This is a genomic window from Pseudomonas sp. Colony2 (assembly GCF_019382755.1).
Lineage (GTDB): Bacteria > Pseudomonadota > Gammaproteobacteria > Pseudomonadales > Pseudomonadaceae > Aquipseudomonas.
On the sequence record NZ_CP080030.1, the window covers coordinates 6,104,813 to 6,124,519 of the forward strand.

The following is a 19,707-nucleotide window of genomic DNA, read 5'->3' on the forward strand; positions in this document are numbered from 1 at the left end:
GCGCCTTCTTTATGGCGTCTGTCGGCGGATTAGCTGCCGGCGACGGTCATCTTTTCGATCAACACCGAACCGGTGCGGATGTTGCTGCGCAGTTCCAGGTCATTACCCACCGCGACAATCTGCTTGAACATGTCACGCATGTTGCCCGCGATGGTCACTTCCTGCACGGCGAACTGGATTTCGCCGTTTTCCACCCAGAAACCCGCCGCACCACGGGAGTAATCACCCGTGACCATATTCAGGCCATGGCCCATCAACTCGGTGACCAGCAAGCCACGGCCCATGCGCCGCAACAGCGCCGCCTGGTCTTCATCGCCATGGGTGATGAACAGGTTGTGTACGCCACCGGAGTTGGCGGTGCTTGGCAGGCCGAGTTTGCGACCGGCGTAGGTGCCCAGCACATAGGACACCAGCTCACCGTTCTCGACGAATGGCTTGGCATAGGTGGCCAGGCCATCACCGTCAAACGACGAACTGCCCATGGCGCGCATCAGGTGCGGGCGCTCATCGATGGTCAGCCATTCCGGGAACAGCTTCTGGCCAATCGCGCCTTCCAGGAACGACGACTTGCGGTACAGGTTGCCACCGGAAATCGCCCCAAGGAAACTACCGAACAAACCACCGGCCAGTTCCGCCGAGAACAACACCGGCACTTCACAGGTCGGCACCGGGCGCGCGCCCAGGCGGCTGGCAGCACGCTGCGCGGCACGCTGGCCGATGAGTACCGGGTCCATCAGCAATTCGCCCTGGCGGTTCACGTCGTACCAGTAATCACGCTGCATCTGGCCGTTGGCTTCGGCGATCATCACGCAACTCAGGCTGTGACGCGTCGAGGCATAACCGCCGATAAAACCGTGGCTGTTGCCGTATACGCGGCAACCCTGATGAGTACTCAAGGTGGTGCCATCGGCGTTCTTGATCCGGCTGTCGGCATCGAATGCCGCCGCTTCACAGGTCAAAGCCTGTTCAATAGCCTGTTCCGGGGTGATGTCCCAGGCATGGAACAGGTCAAAATCCTTCAAGTCCCGAGCCATCAGGGCTGCATCAGCCAGGCCGGAGCTTTCATCTTCGGAGGTGTGCTTGGCAATCGCCAGTGCTGCTGCAACGGTTTCGCGAATCGCTTCCGGGCCGCTGGCAGAAGTGCTGGCCGAGCCCTTGCGCTGGCCCACGTACAAGGTGATGCCAAACCCCTGGTCGCGGTTGAATTCGACGGTTTCCACTTCCCGCTGGCGCACCGAAGTCGACAACCCCTGCTCCAGGGACACCGCCACTTCACAGGCACTGGCCCCCTGGCGCTTGGCCTCGGCAATGATCTGCTCGACTTGTTCCTGCAGTGCCGGTAACGCTTGCGGACCGACGCTTTGGGCTGCACTCATGGTTTTCTCCACTCAAATTCTGCTTTCGGTTAAGGCCTTCTAGCGACCGGGCCGGACAAGCGGCCCCCGACTGGTTATCATGGCGGCGTTTCTTTGCGGACTGCCACCATGGTTGATTCTTACGACGACTCCCTCGATGGGGAGAAAAGCAAATCTCAGGTCAAACGCGAGCTGCATGCTCTGGTTGACCTCGGCGAGCGCCTTACAACACTCAAGCCTGACTTGTGTGCAAAACTGCCATTGACCGACGCCCTGCGCCGGGCTCTGAACGATGCGCCCAAGCACACCGCGAATATCGCGCGTAAACGGCACCTCATGTTCATCGGCAAACTGATGCGCGACCAGGACACTGACGCCATTCTGACGTTGCTCGATCAACTCGATGCCTCCACTCGCCAGTACAACGAGCGCTTCCATAACCTGGAACGCTGGCGTGATCGCCTGATCGCTGGCGATGACGCGGTACTGGAGAAGTTCGTCATCGAGTACCCGGATGCCGATCGCCAACAATTGCGCTCCCTGATCCGTCAGGCCCAGCACGAACTGGCGCAAAGCAAGCCACCGGCCTCCAGCCGAAAAATCTTCAAATACATCCGTGAGCTGGACGATAGTCAACGCGGCCTGCGCTGACCCTCTTCCCCGGGTGGCGGCCTTCGCCACCCGAAGCTCCCGTTCTTACGACCCCGTGCCCCCCACGGTGATCGCATCGATTTTCAAGGTTGGCTGGCCGACACCCACCGGCACCGACTGACCATCCTTGCCGCACGTCCCCACACCGCTGTCCAGCGACAGGTCGTTACCGACCATCGACACCTTGCTCATGGCTTCCGGGCCGTTGCCAATCAACGTTGCACCCTTGACCGGCGCGGTGATCTTGCCGTCTTCGATCAAATACGCCTCGCTGGTGGAGAACACGAACTTGCCGCTGGTGATGTCCACCTGCCCACCACCGAGGTTGGCGCAGTAGATGCCGCGTTTCACCGAGGCGATGATTTCGGCCGGATCGCTTTTGCCGCCGAGCATGTAGGTGTTGGTCATGCGCGGCATCGGCAGGTGCGCGTAGGACTCGCGACGACCGTTACCGGTGCGGGCCACGCCCATCAGGCGCGCGTTGAGCTTGTCTTGCATGTAGCCCTTGAGCACACCGTTTTCGATCAGTGTGGTGCACTCGGTCGGGGTGCCTTCGTCATCGACGCTCAACGAACCGCGACGCCCGGCCAGGGTACCGTCATCGACGATGGTGCAGAGCCTGGACGCAACCATCTCGCCCATGCGCCCGCTGTAGGCGGAACTGCCCTTGCGGTTGAAATCACCTTCCAGGCCGTGGCCCACCGCTTCATGCAGCAGCACGCCGGACCAGCCAGAGCCCAATACCACCGGCAACGTACCCGCCGGGGCCGGAATTGCTTCCAGATTGACCAGGGCCTGGCGCAACGCTTCACGGGCATACCCCATGGCGCGGTCTTCGGTGAGGAAATAACGGTAGTCGGTACGCCCACCGCCGCCATGGCCACCGCGCTCGCGACGGCCATTCTGTTCAACGATCACGCTGACATTGAAGCGCACCAGCGGCCGCACATCCGCCGCCAGGCCGCCATCGGTGGAGGCCACGAGGATGCGTTCCCACACCCCGGCCATGCTTACGGTGACTTGCTGGATACGCGGATCCAGGGCGCGGGTCGCCGCGTCCACACGCTTGAGCAGCTCGACCTTTTCGGCGCGGCTGATCACTTCCAATGGGTTATCCGGGGCATACAGCTGGGCCACGTCCTGGGTGCTGAACGCCTGCACCGTGCCGTTTTGCCCGGCACGGGAGATCGAACGCGCTGCACGAGCCGCCAGCCCCAGGGCTTCCAGGGTGATGGCGTTGCTGTAGGCAAAGCCGGTTTTTTCACCGGACTGCGCACGCACACCCACGCCTTGGTCGAGGTTGAAGCTGCCTTCCTTGACGATCCCGTCTTCCAGGGCCCAGGACTCGGAAATCTGCCCCTGGAAATACAGGTCGGCCGCGTCGATGCCTGGCCCGGCCAGATCGCCGAGGACCGTTTGCAAGCTTTCGATGGTCACGCCACCAGGCGCCAGGAGGTGTTCACTGACTGAGGACAACAACTCGCTCATAGGTTTGGCCTTAAATTCATCGTTCTGAAGCAGGTCGCTGTGCGCCCTGCGAGAAAAAGCGCCGGTGGCCCGCCACCGGCATGCGCGTCCGTATCGACGCCTGTTCGCTGCTATCGCGTTCGGCCAACAACACCGCCTCGCCTTGATCCTGTTGTGCCAGCACGCGCCCCCATGGGTCGATGATCGCTGCATGCCCGAAGGTTTCCCTGGGCCCCGGATGCACGCCACCCTGGGCGGCCGCCAGCAGGTAGCACTGGGTCTCGATGGCACGCGCACGGATCAGCACATCCCAGTGCGCGGCGCCGGTTACCGCTGTAAAGGCCGAGGGCGCGGTGATCAACTCGGCACCCGCAGCGCGCAATTCGCTGTATAGCTCCGGGAAGCGCAAGTCGTAACACACCGTCAGCCCCAGGCGGCCGACCGGCGTATCCGCCACGACCACCTGGCTACCATGAGCATAGTCATCGGATTCACGATAACGACCCCGGGCATCGGCCACATCGACATCGAACAGGTGCAGCTTGTCGTAGCGGGCAACGATTTCGCCCTGATCATCGATCAGCAGCGAGCAGGCATTGGACTTGGCGTTCGGCTGATCCTTTGGGGGCAGCGGCAAAGTGCCGGCCACTATCCATAAGGTGAGGTCGCGAGCGGTCTGTTTCAACCATGGCAGGATCGGACCTTCGCCCAAGGCCTCGGCGCGACCGATATCGGCCACATCGCGACGGCCCATGGCGGCGAAGTTTTCCGGGAGTACCGCAAGCCTTGCACCGCCCGCCGCCGCTTGCTCAAGCAGGCGCCGGGCCTGAGCCAGATTGGCCAGCACATCGCTTTGGCTGACCATTTGAATTACCGCAAAGGACATGGGCCCACACTCCAGAAAAGGCATGCGGCCATGCTACTCCACAGGTACTCAGTTTGGCTTTTCAAATGGCTTGTCGAAGGTGATTTTCGGGTCCTTCCACGGGCCTTCTACCTTGTACTGCACGCTGGCGAAACGCGAAACACGGTCGCCAATCAGCTTGTCGATCAGGAACAGCGCCCCGCCAATGGCCGGCGCGCCGACGATCAATGCAGCAATCGGCAGGTTGTTGGTGACCGGCAGCGTCACCAGCAACTTGGCATCGACGCGATCAGCCACCAGGTCCAGGGTGCCGTTGATCTCCAGATTACTCGACGGGCCCGTCATGGTGATCGGCTCACGGGTTACAAACACGCCGTTACTGGCGGCCAGCAAGCCCTTGACCCGGTCATAACTCAAGCCCTTGCCAAGCAAGTCCGAGAAGTCCAGGCGCAGCCGGCGACCGATGGAGTTGAAGTTCAGCAAGCCAAACACCCGCAGGGCCTGCGCACCGCCGTCCACTTCAACAAACTGGCCTTTGCGGAAACTGGCGTCCAGGCTGCCGGAGAAACGCTTGGGACCTACCCAGGCCGGCGAACCCGGCCAGCGGCCGTCCACGTCCACGTGAAAATCTTCGCTGGTCACGCTCGGCGCAAATCCCCAGCCCTTGAGCACGTCGCCAATGTTCTTGCCATCGAGGCGGCCCTTGTACCAACTGCTGCTGGCACCGGGTGCACCTTCCCAACCGCCGGCGCCCTGGAGCACCATGCCCTTGAGCCCCAGGTTCAGGCTGTTGAACGCCATGCCCCTGGTGGTCGGGCGAACTTTCAGAGACCAGGCACCTACCAGGTCCGGGCCCTGGAACAACTGGGCAATCGAGATATCCAGCGCGGGAATATCCTTGGGATCAACATCAGCCAATGGGTCCGGCGCATTTTCATCCGCCTGCACGGTCGGATCCACCGCAGGCAGCTTCACGTATTGCAGGTTGACTGCAATCGGCGCGCCCTTGGCGTCCGGCAACCCCACGGTACCCTTGGCCTGCTGGCTGTCGAACTGCAAGCCCCAGGCAGCGGGTTTGCGGTCCAGCTGCAAGCTGACCTGGTCGAACTGGGTGCCGAAACCGGTCAGCTTGCCGACCTTGAAATCGGCCCCGCTCAACAACTGCTTGGCACTGCCACCCGGGTCGTTGCCGGCGTAGCGGTCCACGAGCTTTTTCCAGGGGTCGATATCCAGCTCCGACAACACGCCGCGGATTCGCAAGCCCTTGCCGGCCGGCAACACCGCATCGCCATCTCCCAGGAACAGCTCACCCCGGCCGTCGGCGAAATTGTCCGCCGGGGCGGCGAAGGTGAAGCTGCCCAACTCGCCATAATCGAACCAGTAACGGCGCTCCTTACCCTGCAAGGTCATGCGGAACACACTGTCGCGGCCCTGGCTCGCCGGCATACCGAACGGCGCCGGCAGGTCCACGGCCACGCCCTTGAGGTTGGAGCTGACCATCAACTGGCTGTCGGCGCCATCGAGGTTGAGCTGCAATTGGTAGGGGATATCGCCGGACACCGGCAACGGCTGGCTGACCTTCAGCCAGTCAGTCAGCCGCTTGACGGTCACCTGCCCTTTCGCGGTGACGCGGGTGTTGAGGTCGCCTGGCTTGCCATCGGCGAAAATCTGCGCGGTGATCGGTCGGTCGAAGGCCTGGGCGCTGATGTTCTGGCCACTCAGGCCCTTGGCGCTGTCGAAGCGGAAATCACCCTTGAGCTGGCTCAGGTCCAGCGTAGGCTCGGCCAGTTGCAGGCGGGACTTGTCGGTCTTGAAATCCACCACGATCTTGGGATCGGCGCCCTTGGCCAAGGGAATATCCAGGTCCAGCTTGCCTTGCAGGTCGCCCTCGCCTTTCCAGCCGGCGAAGGTCGAGGCGGTGCCGATCGGCGCTTCCTGAAGGATTTTCAGGCCATCGCCCAGGCCACCGGCAAAGTTGCCGGTGAGCAGCAGGTGGCTGTCCTTGCCTTCGGGGGCGTGGGGAATGTTGACGTAGATATCATTGACCTTGGTGTCGAGCAGCTGGCCCTTGCTGGCCAGGATGCGCACGCCGCTTTCCTCGACAAACACTTCACCCTTGACCTTGCTCACGTGCGGCCAGCCCGGCTGGAATGCCAGCTCGGCATCATGCACCTTGAAGAACAGGCTGATATTGCGCGAGGCAGGCAGTGCGTCGTGGTTCAGCGAGCCTTGGTACTGGAAGAAGCCCTCGTCCACTGCACCCTTGAGAATCGCAGTGCGCAGCCACTCATCGAGTGCCGGGCTCAACACCGCCGGCAGGTATTTGGGGGTGAAGCGCCCATCGCCGTCGACCATACCGACCCGCAGGTCCATGTAGTCTTCCTGGCTATGGTCGAAATGCAGGCGAATCAGGAAGTCGGCGGCGACCTTGCCCTCCTCGCCCAGCACCTTGATATACGGCGCGATCAGGGTGAAGCCTTCCTTGTCGAGCTTCCACGTCAGGCGGGCGTTGGCCTGGATGTACTGCCAGGGCTTGGCGAAGATCGGAAACAGGTGCAAGGAGAAATCCTTGCTGTCCATGCGCAGCTCACCCTTGCCCAGGTCACCGCTGATGCTGCCGCTGACATTGCGGGCGGCCGGCGCGCCGAAGTAAGCGTCGAAACCAATACGGTCGAGGTTGGCCGCGAAGCTCACGCGCTGGTCGGTGGTGTCTTGAGGCCGATAATCCAGCAACACGTTCCGCAGCGTGCCAGTGGCCTTCAGATGATCCAGGGTGGTGGCCACGGCTTCCGGCAAGGGTGCCAAGGCGTGCAGCAATGGCGTGATCGGCGTCAGGTCGAGGCGATCGGCCTGCAGGTTCCAGACTTCCTGGGCCTTGTCGGTGGCCAGGGTTTGTTGCAGTTGCAGGCGCGATTCCCAGCGAGTGTCGCCGAGGTTCATTGCGAGCGAGTCAAACAGCACCTTGAGGCCGCTGTCACTGCGTTGCAGGTACGCAGTGAGGGCCAGGTTCTCAATATGAGTCGGCTTGCGATCGGCATAGCTGCCCTTGAGCTGCGGGGCGTTGAGGCGCACGGCGGCGCTTTGCACGGTGCCCTTGGCCCAGGTCAGCCAGAATTCGCCGCCAGCCTTGAGTTCGGAAAGTTTCCATTGCTGGGTCAGTTTTGCCGGGATCCATTTTGCCCAGTCACTCTGGGGCAAGCTCAGGTAAGCCTCGGCTTCGCCGTCTTTCCACTGGCTGGCGCGGATTCGGGTGCGCAGGTTCAACGCCAGGGGCTGGCCGTCGGGCAGGGTCAGGCGCGCGTCCAGGCGCTGGCGGTTGGCGCCGGTCTGCAGGCTCACGCCGACATAGGTCAAGGTCAGCGGAGCCTGGTCGAACGGCTGCAGCGTCACCTGGCTGTCGAGCAATGAAACCTGCCCGACCATTTGCATGCGCGTCAGCAGTTGTTCGGGATCCAGCGGCTGGTCATCCTGCACCGGCAGGCCTTGCAGCGCCCAGTGGCCGTCCTGGTCTTCCTTCACGCTGACTTGCAGGCCGCTGACTTCCAGGTGGGCAATGCGCACTTCACGCGCCAGCAGGCTGGCCCAGATATCCGGCACCACTTGCACCTGGTCCAGGCGCAGGGCGCTGCTGCCCTCGCCGACCATCACGTCGTGAGCCAACAATACCGGCGCGAAGCCACTCCAGCGCCCTTCCAGGCTGCCGATGTTCACGGGCATATCCAGCGCAGTACGCGCCTTGGCCTCGATTTCGCCACGGTATTCCGCCACCAACGGCGTCAATTCACGGCCCAGGCTCACGTACACCGCCGCCAATACCAGCAGCAAGGCGCACAGGCCGAGGCCCCAGCGGGTCAGTGCGGCAAAAAAGCGTATCAGACGCTCCATGTCAGGCGACCCTCAAAGGCAATAGTCGGACGGCAGATCAAGGCCTGCCCGTCTCGTTGATAAGAACTAACGCGAATCAGAGCAGCACCACGTCATATTGTTCCTGGGAATACATGGTTTCGACCTGGAAGCGAATGGTGCGCCCGATAAAACCCTCCAGCTCGGCTACGTTGCCGGATTCTTCATCCAGCAGACGGTCGACCACCTTCTGGTTAGCCAGGACTCTATAGCCCTCGGCCTGGTAGGCGCGTGCCTCCCGTAAGATTTCCCGGAAAATCTCGTAGCAAACCGTTTCCGGGGTCTTCAACTTACCGCGCCCCTGGCAACTGCTGCACGGCTCGCACAGCACTTGTTCCAGGCTTTCGCGGGTGCGCTTGCGGGTCATCTGCACCAGGCCCAGCTCGGTGATGCCGATGATGTTGGTCTTGGCGTGATCGCGCTCCAGTTGCTTCTCCAGGGTACGCAGCACCTGGCGCTGGTGCTCTTCGTCTTCCATGTCGATGAAGTCGATGATGATGATCCCGCCCAGGTTGCGCAGGCGCAGCTGGCGGGCGATCGCGGTGGCCGCTTCGAGGTTGGTCTTGAAGATGGTTTCTTCGAGATTGCGATGGCCCACAAAGGCACCGGTATTCACGTCGATAGTGCTCATGGCTTCCGCCGGGTCCACCACCAGGTAACCGCCGGACTTGAGCGGCACTTTGCGCTCAAGGGCTTTCTGGATTTCGTCTTCGACGCCATACAGGTCGAAAATCGGCCGCTCGCCCGGGTAATGCTCCAGGCGATCGGCGATTTCCGGCATCAGCTCGGCAACAAATTGCGTAGTGCGCTGGAAGGTTTCCCGCGAGTCGATGCGAATTTTCTCGATCTTCGGGCTGACCAGGTCGCGCAAGGTGCGCAGGGCCAGGCCGAGATCTTCGTAGATCACGCTGGGGGCGCCAATGGTCTTGATCTGCGCGCCGATCTGGTCCCAGAGGCGGCGCAGGTAGCGGATGTCCATGAGGATTTCATCGGCACCGGCACCTTCTGCGGCAGTACGCAGGATAAAGCCGCCGGCCTCCTTGATACCTTCCAGCGCCACGCAGTCACTGACCACCTTTTTCAGGCGCTCGCGCTCGGCTTCATCTTCGATTTTCAGGGAAATACCGACGTGGGCCGTGCGCGGCATGTACACCAGGTAGCGCGAAGGAATCGACAGTTGCGTGGTCAGGCGTGCGCCCTTTGAGCCAATCGGATCCTTGGTGACTTGCACCACCAGGCTCTGCCCTTCGTGCACCAGGGCGCTGATGCTTTCGACCGCCGGGCCTTCGCGCAGGGAGATTTCCGAAGCATGGATAAACGCAGCGCGGTCCAGGCCGATGTCGACGAACGCCGCTTGCATCCCCGGTAACACACGCACGACCTTGCCTTTATAAATATTGCCGACGATCCCGCGCTTTTGGGTGCGCTCGACGTGCACTTCTTGCAGAACACCGTTCTCTACCACCGCCACGCGCGATTCCATCGGCGTGATATTGATCAGAATCTCTTCACTCATGGCTGGGTCTCGTTCAGGCGTTTTCACAATAGTGACCGATCGCTTAAGGCTTGGCGCTGGAATAAGGCGTTTAGCGCACGGTAAGGTTTTGCCAACAGGGTATGCCGAATTGGCCCAGCAGTTCTGCGGTTTCGCAGACCGGCAGGCCAACGACGGCAGAGTAGCTGCCATTGAGTCCGGCGACGAACACCGCCGCCAAGCCTTGGATAGCATAGCCGCCCGCTTTGTCCTGGGGCTCGCCGCTGTGCCAATAAGTGGTGGCTTCGTCCGCTGAAATCCTGCGAAAGCGCACGCGACTGCTGACCAGCTGCGTTTCGCAACGCTGGCCGTCAATCAGGGCAATGGCGGTCAAGACTTCGTGTTCACGCTCGGAAAGGGCCAGCAACATGGCCAGGGCGTCGGCTTGATCCACGGGTTTACCGAGGATCCGGCCGTCGAGGATCACGGCTGTGTCCGCGCCCAGCACACAGGCGCCGGTGGCATCGGCCAAGGTCGCTCGACCGGCCGCAGCCTTGCCGCGCGCCAGGCGTTCTACGTAGGACGCGGGCGATTCATTTGTAAGGGGAGTTTCATCAATGGCGGCGCTGACGACGGTGAACGGCACGCCGATCTGTGTCAGCAGCTCACGCCGCCTCGGGGAGCCCGAGGCCAGATAAAGCGAATTCATGCAGACTCTCCCTGTAGGGTTCGATAACCAGGCAGAGCCTCGCGATCCATTCAATTGATTTTATAGCGACGACGCAATCCACGCAGGCCAAAACTGACCCAGGGCCACAACAGCGCGCTGACCAGCGCGGGCAACACCAGCGCCAGGGTCGGTTGGCGGTTGCCGGTCAAGGCGCTGAGCCACAGCTGTACCAACTGCGCCAGGCCGAAGATCACCAGGATCACCAGGCACTGTTGCCACATCGGGAACATCCGCAGGCGCTGCTGCAATGACAGCACCAGGAAGGTAATCAGGGTCAGGATCAACGCGTTCTGCCCGAGCAGGGTGCCGTAGAGCACATCCTCCATCAGCCCCAGGCACATGGCCGTGACCATCCCGACCTTGTGCGGCAGCGCCAGGGCCCAGAACGCCAGCAGCAAGGCGAGCCACAGCGGGCGCAGGATCTCCATGAATTGCGGCAGCGGCGAAACGCTGAGCAGCAAGCCGATGGCAAAGGTCAGCCAGACGATCCAGCCGTTACGCGAATGAGTACCGGCCATTATTCTTCCCTCTGCCGAGTGGTTGCCGGGGCCGCGGCCGGTGGTTTGGCGGCGGCGGGCGGTTTGGCAGCGGCAGGTGTTGCAGCCGCAGGCTTGGCCGGACGCGCGCTATGGGCCACAGGCTTGACCGGTGTCGCAACCGGCGCGGCTGGCGTTGCCGGAGCGGCTGCCGGGGCAGCAGGTGCCGCCGGTTTTGGCACGGTGGCCGGAATGATCGGCGCGGTGCCGTTTTGCTTGTCTTCCGCTTCCTGGGCCTGGGCGGCTTCGTTGGCACGCTCTTCCGGGGTGCGGTTGTCACTGAACACCAGCAACAGGTAACGGCTGCGGTTCAATGCGGCGGTCGGCACGGCACGCACAATGGCGAACGGCTGGCCGGAATCGTGGATCACTTCCTTGACCGTCGCGACCGGGTAGCCTGCCGGGAACCGCTGACCCAGGCCGGAGCTGACCAGCAGGTCGCCTTCCTTGATGTCGGCGGTGTCTGCGACGTGACGCAACTCCAGGCGTTCCGGGTTACCGGTACCGCTGGCAATCGCCCGCAGGCCGTTGCGGTTGACTTGCACCGGGATGCTGTGGGTGGTGTCGGTCAGCAACAGCACGCGAGAGGTATAAGGCATCAACTCCACCACCTGGCCCATCAAGCCACGGGCATCGAGCACCGGCTGGCCGAGGACTACGCCGTCGCGCTCACCCTTGTTGATGATGATGCGATGGGTGAAGGGGTTCGGATCCATACCGATCAACTCGGCCACTTCGACCTTCTCATTGACCAGCGCAGAGGAATTGAGCAACTCGCGCAGCCGAACGTTCTGCTCGGTGAGGGCCGCGAGCTTTTGCATGCGCCCCTGCAGCAGCAGGTTTTCGGTCTTGAGTTTTTCGTTCTCCGCCACCAGTTCGGTGCGGCTGCCAAATTGACTGGCGACACCCTGATAGAGACGCTGCGGCAGGTCAGTGATCCAGTACGTCTGCATCAGGACCAGCGACATCTGGCTACGCACTGGCTTGAGCAGTGTGAAGCGGGCATCGACCACCATCAGCGCAACCGATAGCACGACCAGCACCAACAGGCGCACGCCCAATGAGGGGCCTTTGGAAAAAAGCGGTTTAATAAGCCGCTCCTCCCAGGCAAATGTTTTCTTTATTCATACGGCATCAAACCGGCCTGGATGCAGATTGAAGAAGATAAACGCCAACAGGCAGCACTGCAAAGTGCTGCCTGTGAGCGAAACATGGGCAAACCAGCAAATTCTTATTCGCTGGAGAGCAGGTCCATGGTGTGTTTATCCATCATTTCCAGTGCACGGCCACCGCCACGGGCGACGCAGGTCAACGGGTCTTCAGCGACGATCACTGGCAAACCGGTTTCCTGGGCCAGCAACTTGTCGAGATCGCGCAGCAAGGCGCCACCACCGGTCAGTACCAGGCCACGCTCGGCGATATCGGAAGCCAGTTCCGGAGGCGATTGCTCCAGGGCGCTCTTCACCGCCTGAACGATGGTGGCCAGGGACTCTTGCAGAGCTTCCAGCACTTCATTGGAGTTCAGGGTGAAGGCACGTGGAACGCCTTCGGCCAGGTTGCGACCGCGAACATCGACTTCGCGAACTTCGCCGCCCGGGTAAGCAGTACCGATTTCCTGCTTGATGCGCTCGGCGGTGGATTCGCCGATCAGGCTGCCGTAGTTGCGACGCACGTAGGTGATGATCGCTTCGTCGAAGCGGTCGCCGCCAACCCGTACGGATTCGGCATACACCACACCATTGAGGGAGATCAGGGCGATTTCAGTGGTACCACCACCGATATCCACCACCATCGAACCGCGCGCTTCTTCAACCGGCAGGCCGGCACCGATCGCAGCGGCCATTGGCTCTTCAATCAGGAACACTTCACGGGCACCGGCGCCAAGGGCCGACTCACGGATGGCACGACGTTCCACCTGGGTGGATTTGCACGGAACGCAGATCAGCACACGAGGGCTGGGCTGCAGGAAACTGTTTTCGTGAACCTTGTTGATGAAGTACTGCAGCATCTTTTCGCAGACACTGAAGTCAGCAATCACGCCATCCTTCATCGGACGAATGGCAGCAATGTTGCCCGGTGTTCGGCCCAACATGCGCTTGGCCTCGGTGCCAACGGCAACGACACTTTTCTGATTACCATGGGTCCGAATGGCCACAACCGATGGCTCATTCAGGACGATACCGCGCTCGCGCACGTAAATAAGGGTGTTGGCAGTGCCCAGGTCGATGGAAAGATCGCTGGAAAACATGCCACGCAGTTTCTTGAACATGGGAAAGGGACCCTAGGCAACGCGTGGGTAAAAAAGTGCGGCAAACTCTAACAACGACAGGGATTTTGGGCAAGGCGCCAATGTGCTAAATTGGCCGACTTTCTGTGCACCAACCCCCACAATCGCGGCCATATGACCGTAGAAATGCGGTAGTGTTCCTACAATCTAACACACGGATAGCTTCCGTTCTGTTTTCCACTGGAGAATCCCATGGCGCTTGAACGCTCCGACGTGGAAAAAATCGCTCATTTGGCCTGCCTGGGCCTCAATGAAGCCGATCTTCCACAGACCACCGCAGCCCTGAACAGCATTCTCGGGCTGGTCGACCAAATGCAAGCCGTGAATACCGACGGCATCGAGCCCCTGGCTCACCCGCTGGAAGCCAGCCAGCGCCTGCGCGCCGACGTCGTGACCGAGCGCAATAATCGCGAGGCTTACCAGTCCATCGCGCCAGCGGTCGAAAACGGCCTGTACCTGGTTCCGAAAGTCATCGACTAAAGGGAAAGAGCCTGCAATGCATCAATTGACTCTGGCCGAGATCGCCCGCGGTCTCGCCGACAAAAAGTTTTCTTCCGAAGAGCTGACCACGACCCTGCTGGCGCGTATCGCCGAGCTGGACCCTAAGGTCAACAGCTTCATCAGCATCACCGAAGAGCTGGCCCTGAGCCAGGCCAAGGCCGCCGACACACGTCGCGCCAACGGTGAGAACGGCGCCCTGTTGGGTGCGCCGATTGCCCACAAGGACCTGTTCTGCACCCAGGGCATTCGCACCAGCTGCGGCTCGAAGATGCTCGACAATTTCAAGGCGCCCTACGACGCCACTGTGGTCGCCAAGCTGGCCGCTGCCGGGGCCGTGACCCTGGGCAAGACCAACATGGACGAATTCGCCATGGGCTCGGCCAACGAGTCGAGCCACTACGGCGCGGTGAAAAACCCGTGGAACCTCGAGCACGTGCCCGGCGGTTCGTCCGGTGGTTCGGCGGCCGCGGTTGCCGCTCGTCTGTTACCTGCCGCCACGGCCACCGACACTGGCGGCTCGATCCGCCAACCGGCCGCTTTCACCAACCTCACCGGTCTGAAACCGACCTACGGTCGCGTTTCCCGCTGGGGCATGATTGCCTACGCCTCCAGTCTCGACCAGGGCGGCCCCCTGGCACGCACCGCTGAAGACTGCGCAATTTTGTTACAAGGCATGGCAGGCTTCGATCCGCAGGACTCCACCAGCATTGATGAACCCGTGCCGGACTACAGCGCCAGCCTGAATACCTCGATCAAAGGCCTGCGCATCGGCGTGCCGAAAGAGTATTTCAGCGCCGGCCTCGACCCACGCATCGCCGAACTGGTGCACAACAGCGTCAAGGAGCTGGAAAAGCTCGGCGCCGTGATCAAGGAAATCAGCCTGCCGAACAACCAGCACGCGATTCCGGCCTACTACGTGATCGCCCCGGCAGAAGCGTCCTCCAACCTGTCGCGGTTCGACGGCGTGCGCTTCGGCTACCGCTGCGAAAACCCGAAAGACCTCACCGACCTGTACAAGCGCTCCCGTGGCGAAGGTTTCGGCGCGGAAGTACAACGCCGGATCATGGTCGGTGCCTACGCCCTGTCGGCCGGCTACTACGACGCGTACTACCTCAAGGCGCAAAAGATCCGTCGCCTGATCAAGAACGACTTCATGGCTGCCTTTAATGAAGTCGACGTGATCCTCGGCCCAACCACGCCGAACCCGGCCTGGAAGATCGGCGCCAAGACCGGCGACCCGATCGCCGAGTACCTGGAAGACCTGTACACCATCACCGCCAACCTCGCCGGTCTGCCGGGCTTGTCCATGCCTGCAGGTTTCGTCGATGGCTTGCCGGTGGGCGTGCAACTGCTCGCCCCGTATTTCCAGGAAGGCCGCCTGCTCAATGTGGCGCACCAGTACCAGTTGAACACTGACTGGCACACTCGCACCCCTACCGGCTTCTGAGGAGAACACTATGCAATGGGAAGTCGTGATCGGGCTGGAGATTCATACCCAGCTCGCCACCCAATCGAAGATTTTCTCCGGTAGCGCCACCACGTTCGGCGCAGAACCCAACACCCAGGCCAGCCTGGTAGACCTGGGCATGCCCGGCGTGCTGCCGGTGCTGAACCAGGAAGCGGTGCGCATGGCGGTGATGTTCGGCCTCGCCATCGATGCCGAGATCGGCCAGCACAACGTGTTCGCCCGCAAGAACTACTTCTACCCGGACCTGCCCAAGGGCTACCAGATCAGCCAGATGGAATTGCCGATCGTCGGCAAGGGCTACCTGGACATCCCGCTGGAAGACGGCACCATCAAACGTGTCGGCGTGACCCGTGCGCACCTGGAAGAAGATGCCGGCAAGAGCCTGCATGAAGAATTCAACGGCGCCACCGGCATCGACCTGAACCGCGCCGGCACCCCGCTGCTGGAAATCGTTTCCGAGCCGGACATGCGCAGCGCCAAGGAAGCCGTGGCCTACGTCAAGACGATCCACGCGCTGGTGCGTTACCTCGGGATCTGCGACGGCAACATGGCCGAAGGCTCCCTGCGTTGCGACTGCAACGTGTCGGTGCGGCCAAAGGGCCAGGCCGAATACGGCACCCGCTGCGAGATCAAGAACGTCAACTCGTTCCGTTTCATCGAGAAGGCGATCAACACCGAAGTACGTCGCCAGATCGAGCTGATCGAAGACGGCGGCAAGGTGATCCAGCAGACCCGCCTGTACGACCCGAACAAAGACGAAACCCGCGCCATGCGCAGCAAGGAGGAAGCCAACGACTACCGTTACTTCCCCGATCCGGACCTGCTGCCGGTGGTCATCGAGGACTCGTTCCTGGCTGACGTGCGCGCCACGCTGCCGGAACTGCCACCGCAGAAACGCGAGCGTTTCCAGGCGCAGTTCGGTCTTTCGGTATATGACGCAAGCGTGCTGGCGTCGAGCCGCGAGCAAGCCAACTACTTCGAAAAAGTCGTGAGCATTGCCGGCGACGCCAAACTGGCGGCCAACTGGGTGATGGTTGAGCTGGGCAGCCTGTTGAACAAACAGGGCCTGGAAATCGACGAAGCACCGGTGTCGGCAGAACAGTTGGGCGGCATGTTGCTGCGGATCAAGGACAACACCATCTCCGGCAAAATCGCCAAGACCGTGTTTGAAGCCATGGCCGCCGGCGAAGGCAACGCTGACGAGATCATCGAAAAGCGCGGCCTGAAGCAAGTCACCGACAGCGGCGCGATTTCGGCCGTGCTCGACGAGATGCTGGCAGCCAATGCCGAGCAGGTTGAGCAGTACCGTGCGGCGGATGAAGCCAAGCGGGGCAAGATGTTCGGCTTCTTTGTCGGCCAGGCGATGAAAGCCTCCAAAGGCAAGGCCAACCCGCAACAGGTCAACGAACTGCTGAAAAGCAAACTCGAAGGCTAAACGCGGTGAAATGGTCGGAGCAGGACCTCACGTCCAACTCTGACCCCTTGTGGGAGCGGGCTTGTGTGGGAGCGGGCTTGCTCGCGAAAGCGGTGGATCAGTCAGCCTATTCGTTGCCTGACACACTGCATTCGCGAGCAAGCCCGCTCCCACCCAAGCCCGCTCCCACATCTGTAAGGGGGAAACCTTGAAAATGAAGCGTCTACTCGGCCTGTTGGCCCTGTTCTCTCTGCTCGCCGGCTGCGCCAGCGGCCTCATCGACCCCAACGGCTATGACGAAACCGGCTCCGCGTCCTACTACGGCGCCAAACACCACGGCAACCGCACTGCCAGCGGTGAACCGTTCAACCAGAATGCCCTGACCGCCGCCCATCGTCGCCTGCCCTTCGGCACGCAGGTGAAGGTCACCAATCTCGACAACAACAAAAGCGTCGTTGTCCGCATCAATGATCGCGGCCCGCATACCCGTGGGCGCCTGATCGACCTTTCACGCAAGGCCGCCGAACAGATCGGTATGATCGGCAGCGGCACCGCGCGCGTTCGCGTGCAAGCCCTCAGCAACTGACCGACGGAGCCCAGGCCATTTCCGCATTAACCGCCCTCTCGCCCTTTAGCCTGATCGAACTGATCAGCGGCCTGCTGCTGTTGATCTTCGGCGCAGAAGTATTAGTGCGCGCCGCCGTGCGCCTGGCGGCCAGCCTCAAGGTGCGCCCGCTGATCATCGGCCTGAGCATCGTCGCCTTCGGCAGCAGCGCGCCGCAGATGGCGATCAGCTTGCAAGCGACCCTGGCGGACAACACCGACATCGCCGTGGGCAGTGTGATCGGCAGCAGCATCTTCAACACCCTCGTGACCCTTGGCCTGGCAGCCCTGATCATTCCGCTGCGGGTCTCCCGGCAACTGGTACGCCTGGATATCCCGATGATGATCATCGCCAGCCTGCTGGTGTTTGTGCTAGCCGCCAATGAAGAACTCACGCCGATCGATGGCCTGTTACTGCTGGTGGCCCTGGTGGCCTACCTCGGCGTGCTGCTCTACCAGACCCGCCACTCCCGCCGCCCGCGCACCCGGGACACTGTGGTGCAGGCGCCGTGGCTGAGCAGCGTGCTGCTGATGCTCGGTGGACTGTTGATCCTCGTACTGGCCGGGCACCTGCTGCTGGGCGCGGCGGTGGACGTGGCCTCTGACCTGGGCCTGTCGGAACGCATCATCGGCCTGACGCTGATTGGCGTCGGCACTTCCCTGCCCTGCCTGGCCACCTCACTGATCGCCGCCCTGCGCGGCCAGCGGGAAATTGCCGTGGGCAACGTGATCGGCAGCAACCTGTTCAACCTGCTTGGGGTGCTGGGCTTTACCGCCCTCGTGGCGCCCTCGCCGTTGTCGGTGTCGCCCAATGCCCTGGATTTCGACCTGCCGGTAATGCTCGGCGTGGTCGCCCTGTGCCTGCCGGTGTTTTATTCGGGCTACCGCGTCACCCGGGCCGAAGGCCTGGTATTCCTGGGCCTGTACCTGGTGTACGGGCTGCACGTGGTGTCGTTCACCTTCGGCATGCCGCTGGCCAACAAGCTTGAACAACTGATGCTGTATTACGTCCTGCCAGCGCTGGTGGCTTTCCTGTTGTTCACCTCGCTGCAAGCCTGGCGCCGCCAACACAAGAGGGAATCGCAATGACCGAACAGAAAAAGCCCGGCGTTGAAGTGCGCCGCCAGGTGATGGGTGATGTGTTTGTCGATCGGGCGCTGGGCAATGCCACCGAGTTCAGCCAGCCGCTGCAGGATTTCGTCAACGAACATGCCTGGGGCAGCGTGTGGAACCGCGAAGGCTTGCCGCTGAAAACCCGCAGCCTGATCACCCTCGCCGCGCTCACCGCGCTGAAGTGCCCGCAAGAGCTCAAGGGCCACGTGCGCGGCGCGCTGAACAACGGTTGCACCGTGGAGGAGATTCGCGAGGCGCTGCTGCATTGTGCGGTGTATGCCGGTGTGCCGGCGGCGATTGACGCCTTCCGCGCCGCGCAGGAAGTGATCGACAGCTACCAGAAAGACGCCTAGATCCAGCCACCCGCCTGCAACACGAAAATCCCGATATTCGTGGTCACCGCCGCCATCAGGGTGGTGATCACGATAATCGCGGCCGCCAGTTCATGATTGCCCTCCGCCGCCCGCGCCATGACAAAACTGGCCGCCGCCGTGGGCGCGCCGAAGTACAGGAACAGAATCCCCAACTCCGGCCCGCGAAACCCCAGCAGCCACGCCCCCAGGGTCGCGATCACCGGCAGCCAGACCATCTTCATCAAGCTGGCACTCAGGGCCATATCGCCGCTTTTGCGCAGCGCCGCCAACGACAACGTGCCACCGATACAGATCAACGCCAATGGCAACGTCATGTCCGCCAGGTACTGCCCGGAGGATTCCAGCCAGCCAGGCAAGCCAATCTGGAAGTACGCGAAGGGCGCCGCCGCGATCACGCTGATGATCAACGGGTTGGCCAGCACGCTTTTGAAAATGCTCCACGGGTCGGACTTGATCACCGGGCTGTACACCGCCAGCACAATGGTCGACAGGGTGTTGTAGAACAGGATCACCAGCGCCGCGAGCACCGCGCCAAGGGAAATCCCGTAGTCGCCGTACATACTGGCGGCCAGGGCCAGGCCGATCACCCCGTTGTTACCGCGAAACGCGCCTTGGGCATAGATGCCGCGATCTTCCCGCGGGCACCGAAAGATCGCCCAGCCCCAGGCCAGGGCGAAGCTCACCAGCGTGGCGACGGCGAAGTAGATCAGCAGGCCGGGCTTGAGGGCTGAATGCAGGTCGGCATGGAGAATCCCGAGGAACAGCAACGCCGGCATAGTGACGTTGAACACCAGGGCCGAAGCGATGTGGATAAAGTTGTCGTTGATCCAGTTGATGCGCTTGAGCAGGACGCCCAGGAACAGCATGGCAAACACCGGCGCGGTGATGTTCAGGGTTTGTAGGAAGATTGCCAGCATGCCGGAGAGAACCTTGGGTGGGCGTCGGTAGGTGGCTAATGATAAGCCA

The 19,707-nt window shown here is 61.9% G+C and carries 17 protein-coding genes; 7 read left to right on the forward strand and 10 right to left on the reverse strand.

What is annotated here, in order from left to right:
* Window positions 1-29 precede the first annotated feature (29 nt).
* Window positions 30-1,376, reverse strand: coding sequence for a metalloprotease PmbA (pmbA, locus tag JV201_RS24785; RefSeq protein WP_003216094.1), 1,347 nt, complete (start codon window positions 1,374-1,376; stop codon window positions 30-32).
* Between the two features lie 108 nt (window positions 1,377-1,484).
* Here pmbA and yjgA point away from each other — a divergent pair, with 108 nt between their 5' ends.
* Window positions 1,485-2,006 (forward strand): ribosome biogenesis factor YjgA, encoded by a 522-nt coding sequence (gene yjgA / locus JV201_RS24790; RefSeq protein ID WP_003216092.1) that lies wholly within the window; start codon window positions 1,485-1,487, stop codon window positions 2,004-2,006.
* 45 nt (window positions 2,007-2,051) lie between these two features.
* On the opposite strand, the gene tldD is transcribed toward yjgA, so the two are convergent.
* The 8 genes from tldD to mreB all read right to left on the reverse strand — a co-directional run bounded on the left by tldD (window position 2,052) and on the right by mreB (window position 13,250).
* Complete coding sequence (gene tldD / locus JV201_RS24795) at window positions 2,052-3,494, reverse strand: metalloprotease TldD (protein WP_219406150.1); 1,443 nt, start codon at window positions 3,492-3,494, stop codon at window positions 2,052-2,054.
* 16 nt (window positions 3,495-3,510) lie between these two features.
* Window positions 3,511-4,359, reverse strand: a complete 849-nt coding sequence (locus JV201_RS24800; protein ID WP_008437218.1) for a carbon-nitrogen hydrolase family protein — start codon at window positions 4,357-4,359, stop codon at window positions 3,511-3,513.
* Window positions 4,360-4,407: 48 nt separating this feature from the next.
* Complete coding sequence (locus JV201_RS24805) at window positions 4,408-8,223, reverse strand: YhdP family protein (RefSeq protein WP_177027800.1); 3,816 nt, start codon at window positions 8,221-8,223, stop codon at window positions 4,408-4,410.
* Window positions 8,224-8,299: 76 nt separating this feature from the next.
* Window positions 8,300-9,757 carry a ribonuclease G gene (rng, locus tag JV201_RS24810; RefSeq protein ID WP_003216085.1) on the reverse strand — a complete coding sequence of 486 codons (1,458 nt, stop codon included), beginning with the start codon at window positions 9,755-9,757 and terminating at the stop codon, window positions 8,300-8,302.
* A gap of 70 nt (window positions 9,758-9,827) precedes the next feature.
* On the reverse strand, window positions 9,828-10,424 hold the full coding sequence (locus tag JV201_RS24815) for a nucleoside triphosphate pyrophosphatase (RefSeq protein WP_003216083.1): 597 nt from the start codon (window positions 10,422-10,424) through the stop codon (window positions 9,828-9,830).
* Window positions 10,425-10,474: 50 nt separating this feature from the next.
* Window positions 10,475-10,963: a rod shape-determining protein MreD gene (gene mreD, locus JV201_RS24820; protein WP_003216081.1), complete on the reverse strand. Its 489-nt coding sequence runs from the start codon at window positions 10,961-10,963 to the stop codon at window positions 10,475-10,477.
* A complete protein-coding gene (gene mreC / locus JV201_RS24825) occupies window positions 10,963-12,072 on the reverse strand; it encodes a rod shape-determining protein MreC (RefSeq protein WP_080673268.1) in 1,110 nt (369 codons plus the stop codon). The genes mreD and mreC overlap by 1 nt, the downstream gene beginning before the upstream one ends.
* Before the next feature lie 140 nt (window positions 12,073-12,212).
* On the reverse strand, window positions 12,213-13,250 hold the full coding sequence (mreB, locus tag JV201_RS24830) for a rod shape-determining protein MreB (RefSeq protein ID WP_002555108.1): 1,038 nt from the start codon (window positions 13,248-13,250) through the stop codon (window positions 12,213-12,215).
* 210 nt (window positions 13,251-13,460) lie between these two features.
* Between mreB and gatC the strand changes: the two genes are divergently transcribed.
* From gatC to JV201_RS24860, 6 genes are all read left to right on the forward strand, one after another.
* Window positions 13,461-13,748 carry an Asp-tRNA(Asn)/Glu-tRNA(Gln) amidotransferase subunit GatC gene (gatC, locus tag JV201_RS24835; protein ID WP_003216077.1) on the forward strand — a complete coding sequence of 96 codons (288 nt, stop codon included), beginning with the start codon at window positions 13,461-13,463 and terminating at the stop codon, window positions 13,746-13,748.
* A gap of 16 nt (window positions 13,749-13,764) precedes the next feature.
* Window positions 13,765-15,216 carry an Asp-tRNA(Asn)/Glu-tRNA(Gln) amidotransferase subunit GatA gene (gene gatA, locus JV201_RS24840; protein WP_008437245.1) on the forward strand — a complete coding sequence of 484 codons (1,452 nt, stop codon included), beginning with the start codon at window positions 13,765-13,767 and terminating at the stop codon, window positions 15,214-15,216.
* Window positions 15,217-15,226: 10 nt separating this feature from the next.
* A complete protein-coding gene (gene gatB / locus JV201_RS24845) occupies window positions 15,227-16,672 on the forward strand; it encodes an Asp-tRNA(Asn)/Glu-tRNA(Gln) amidotransferase subunit GatB (RefSeq protein WP_003216073.1) in 1,446 nt (481 codons plus the stop codon).
* 193 nt (window positions 16,673-16,865) lie between these two features.
* Complete coding sequence (locus JV201_RS24850; protein ID WP_003216071.1) at window positions 16,866-17,237, forward strand: septal ring lytic transglycosylase RlpA family protein; 372 nt, start codon at window positions 16,866-16,868, stop codon at window positions 17,235-17,237.
* A 59-nt stretch (window positions 17,238-17,296) separates the two neighbouring features.
* The gene (locus JV201_RS24855; RefSeq protein WP_032899620.1) at window positions 17,297-18,343 is read left to right on the forward strand and encodes a calcium/sodium antiporter; all 1,047 of its coding nucleotides are present in this window, start codon (window positions 17,297-17,299) and stop codon (window positions 18,341-18,343) included.
* Window positions 18,340-18,720 carry a carboxymuconolactone decarboxylase family protein gene (locus tag JV201_RS24860; RefSeq protein ID WP_063027132.1) on the forward strand — a complete coding sequence of 127 codons (381 nt, stop codon included), beginning with the start codon at window positions 18,340-18,342 and terminating at the stop codon, window positions 18,718-18,720. The genes JV201_RS24855 and JV201_RS24860 overlap by 4 nt, the downstream gene beginning before the upstream one ends.
* On the opposite strand, the gene JV201_RS24865 is transcribed toward JV201_RS24860, so the two are convergent.
* Window positions 18,717-19,658 (reverse strand): AEC family transporter, encoded by a 942-nt coding sequence (locus JV201_RS24865; protein WP_102604562.1) that lies wholly within the window; start codon window positions 19,656-19,658, stop codon window positions 18,717-18,719. The genes JV201_RS24860 and JV201_RS24865 overlap by 4 nt on opposite strands.
* Window positions 19,659-19,707 lie beyond the last annotated feature (49 nt).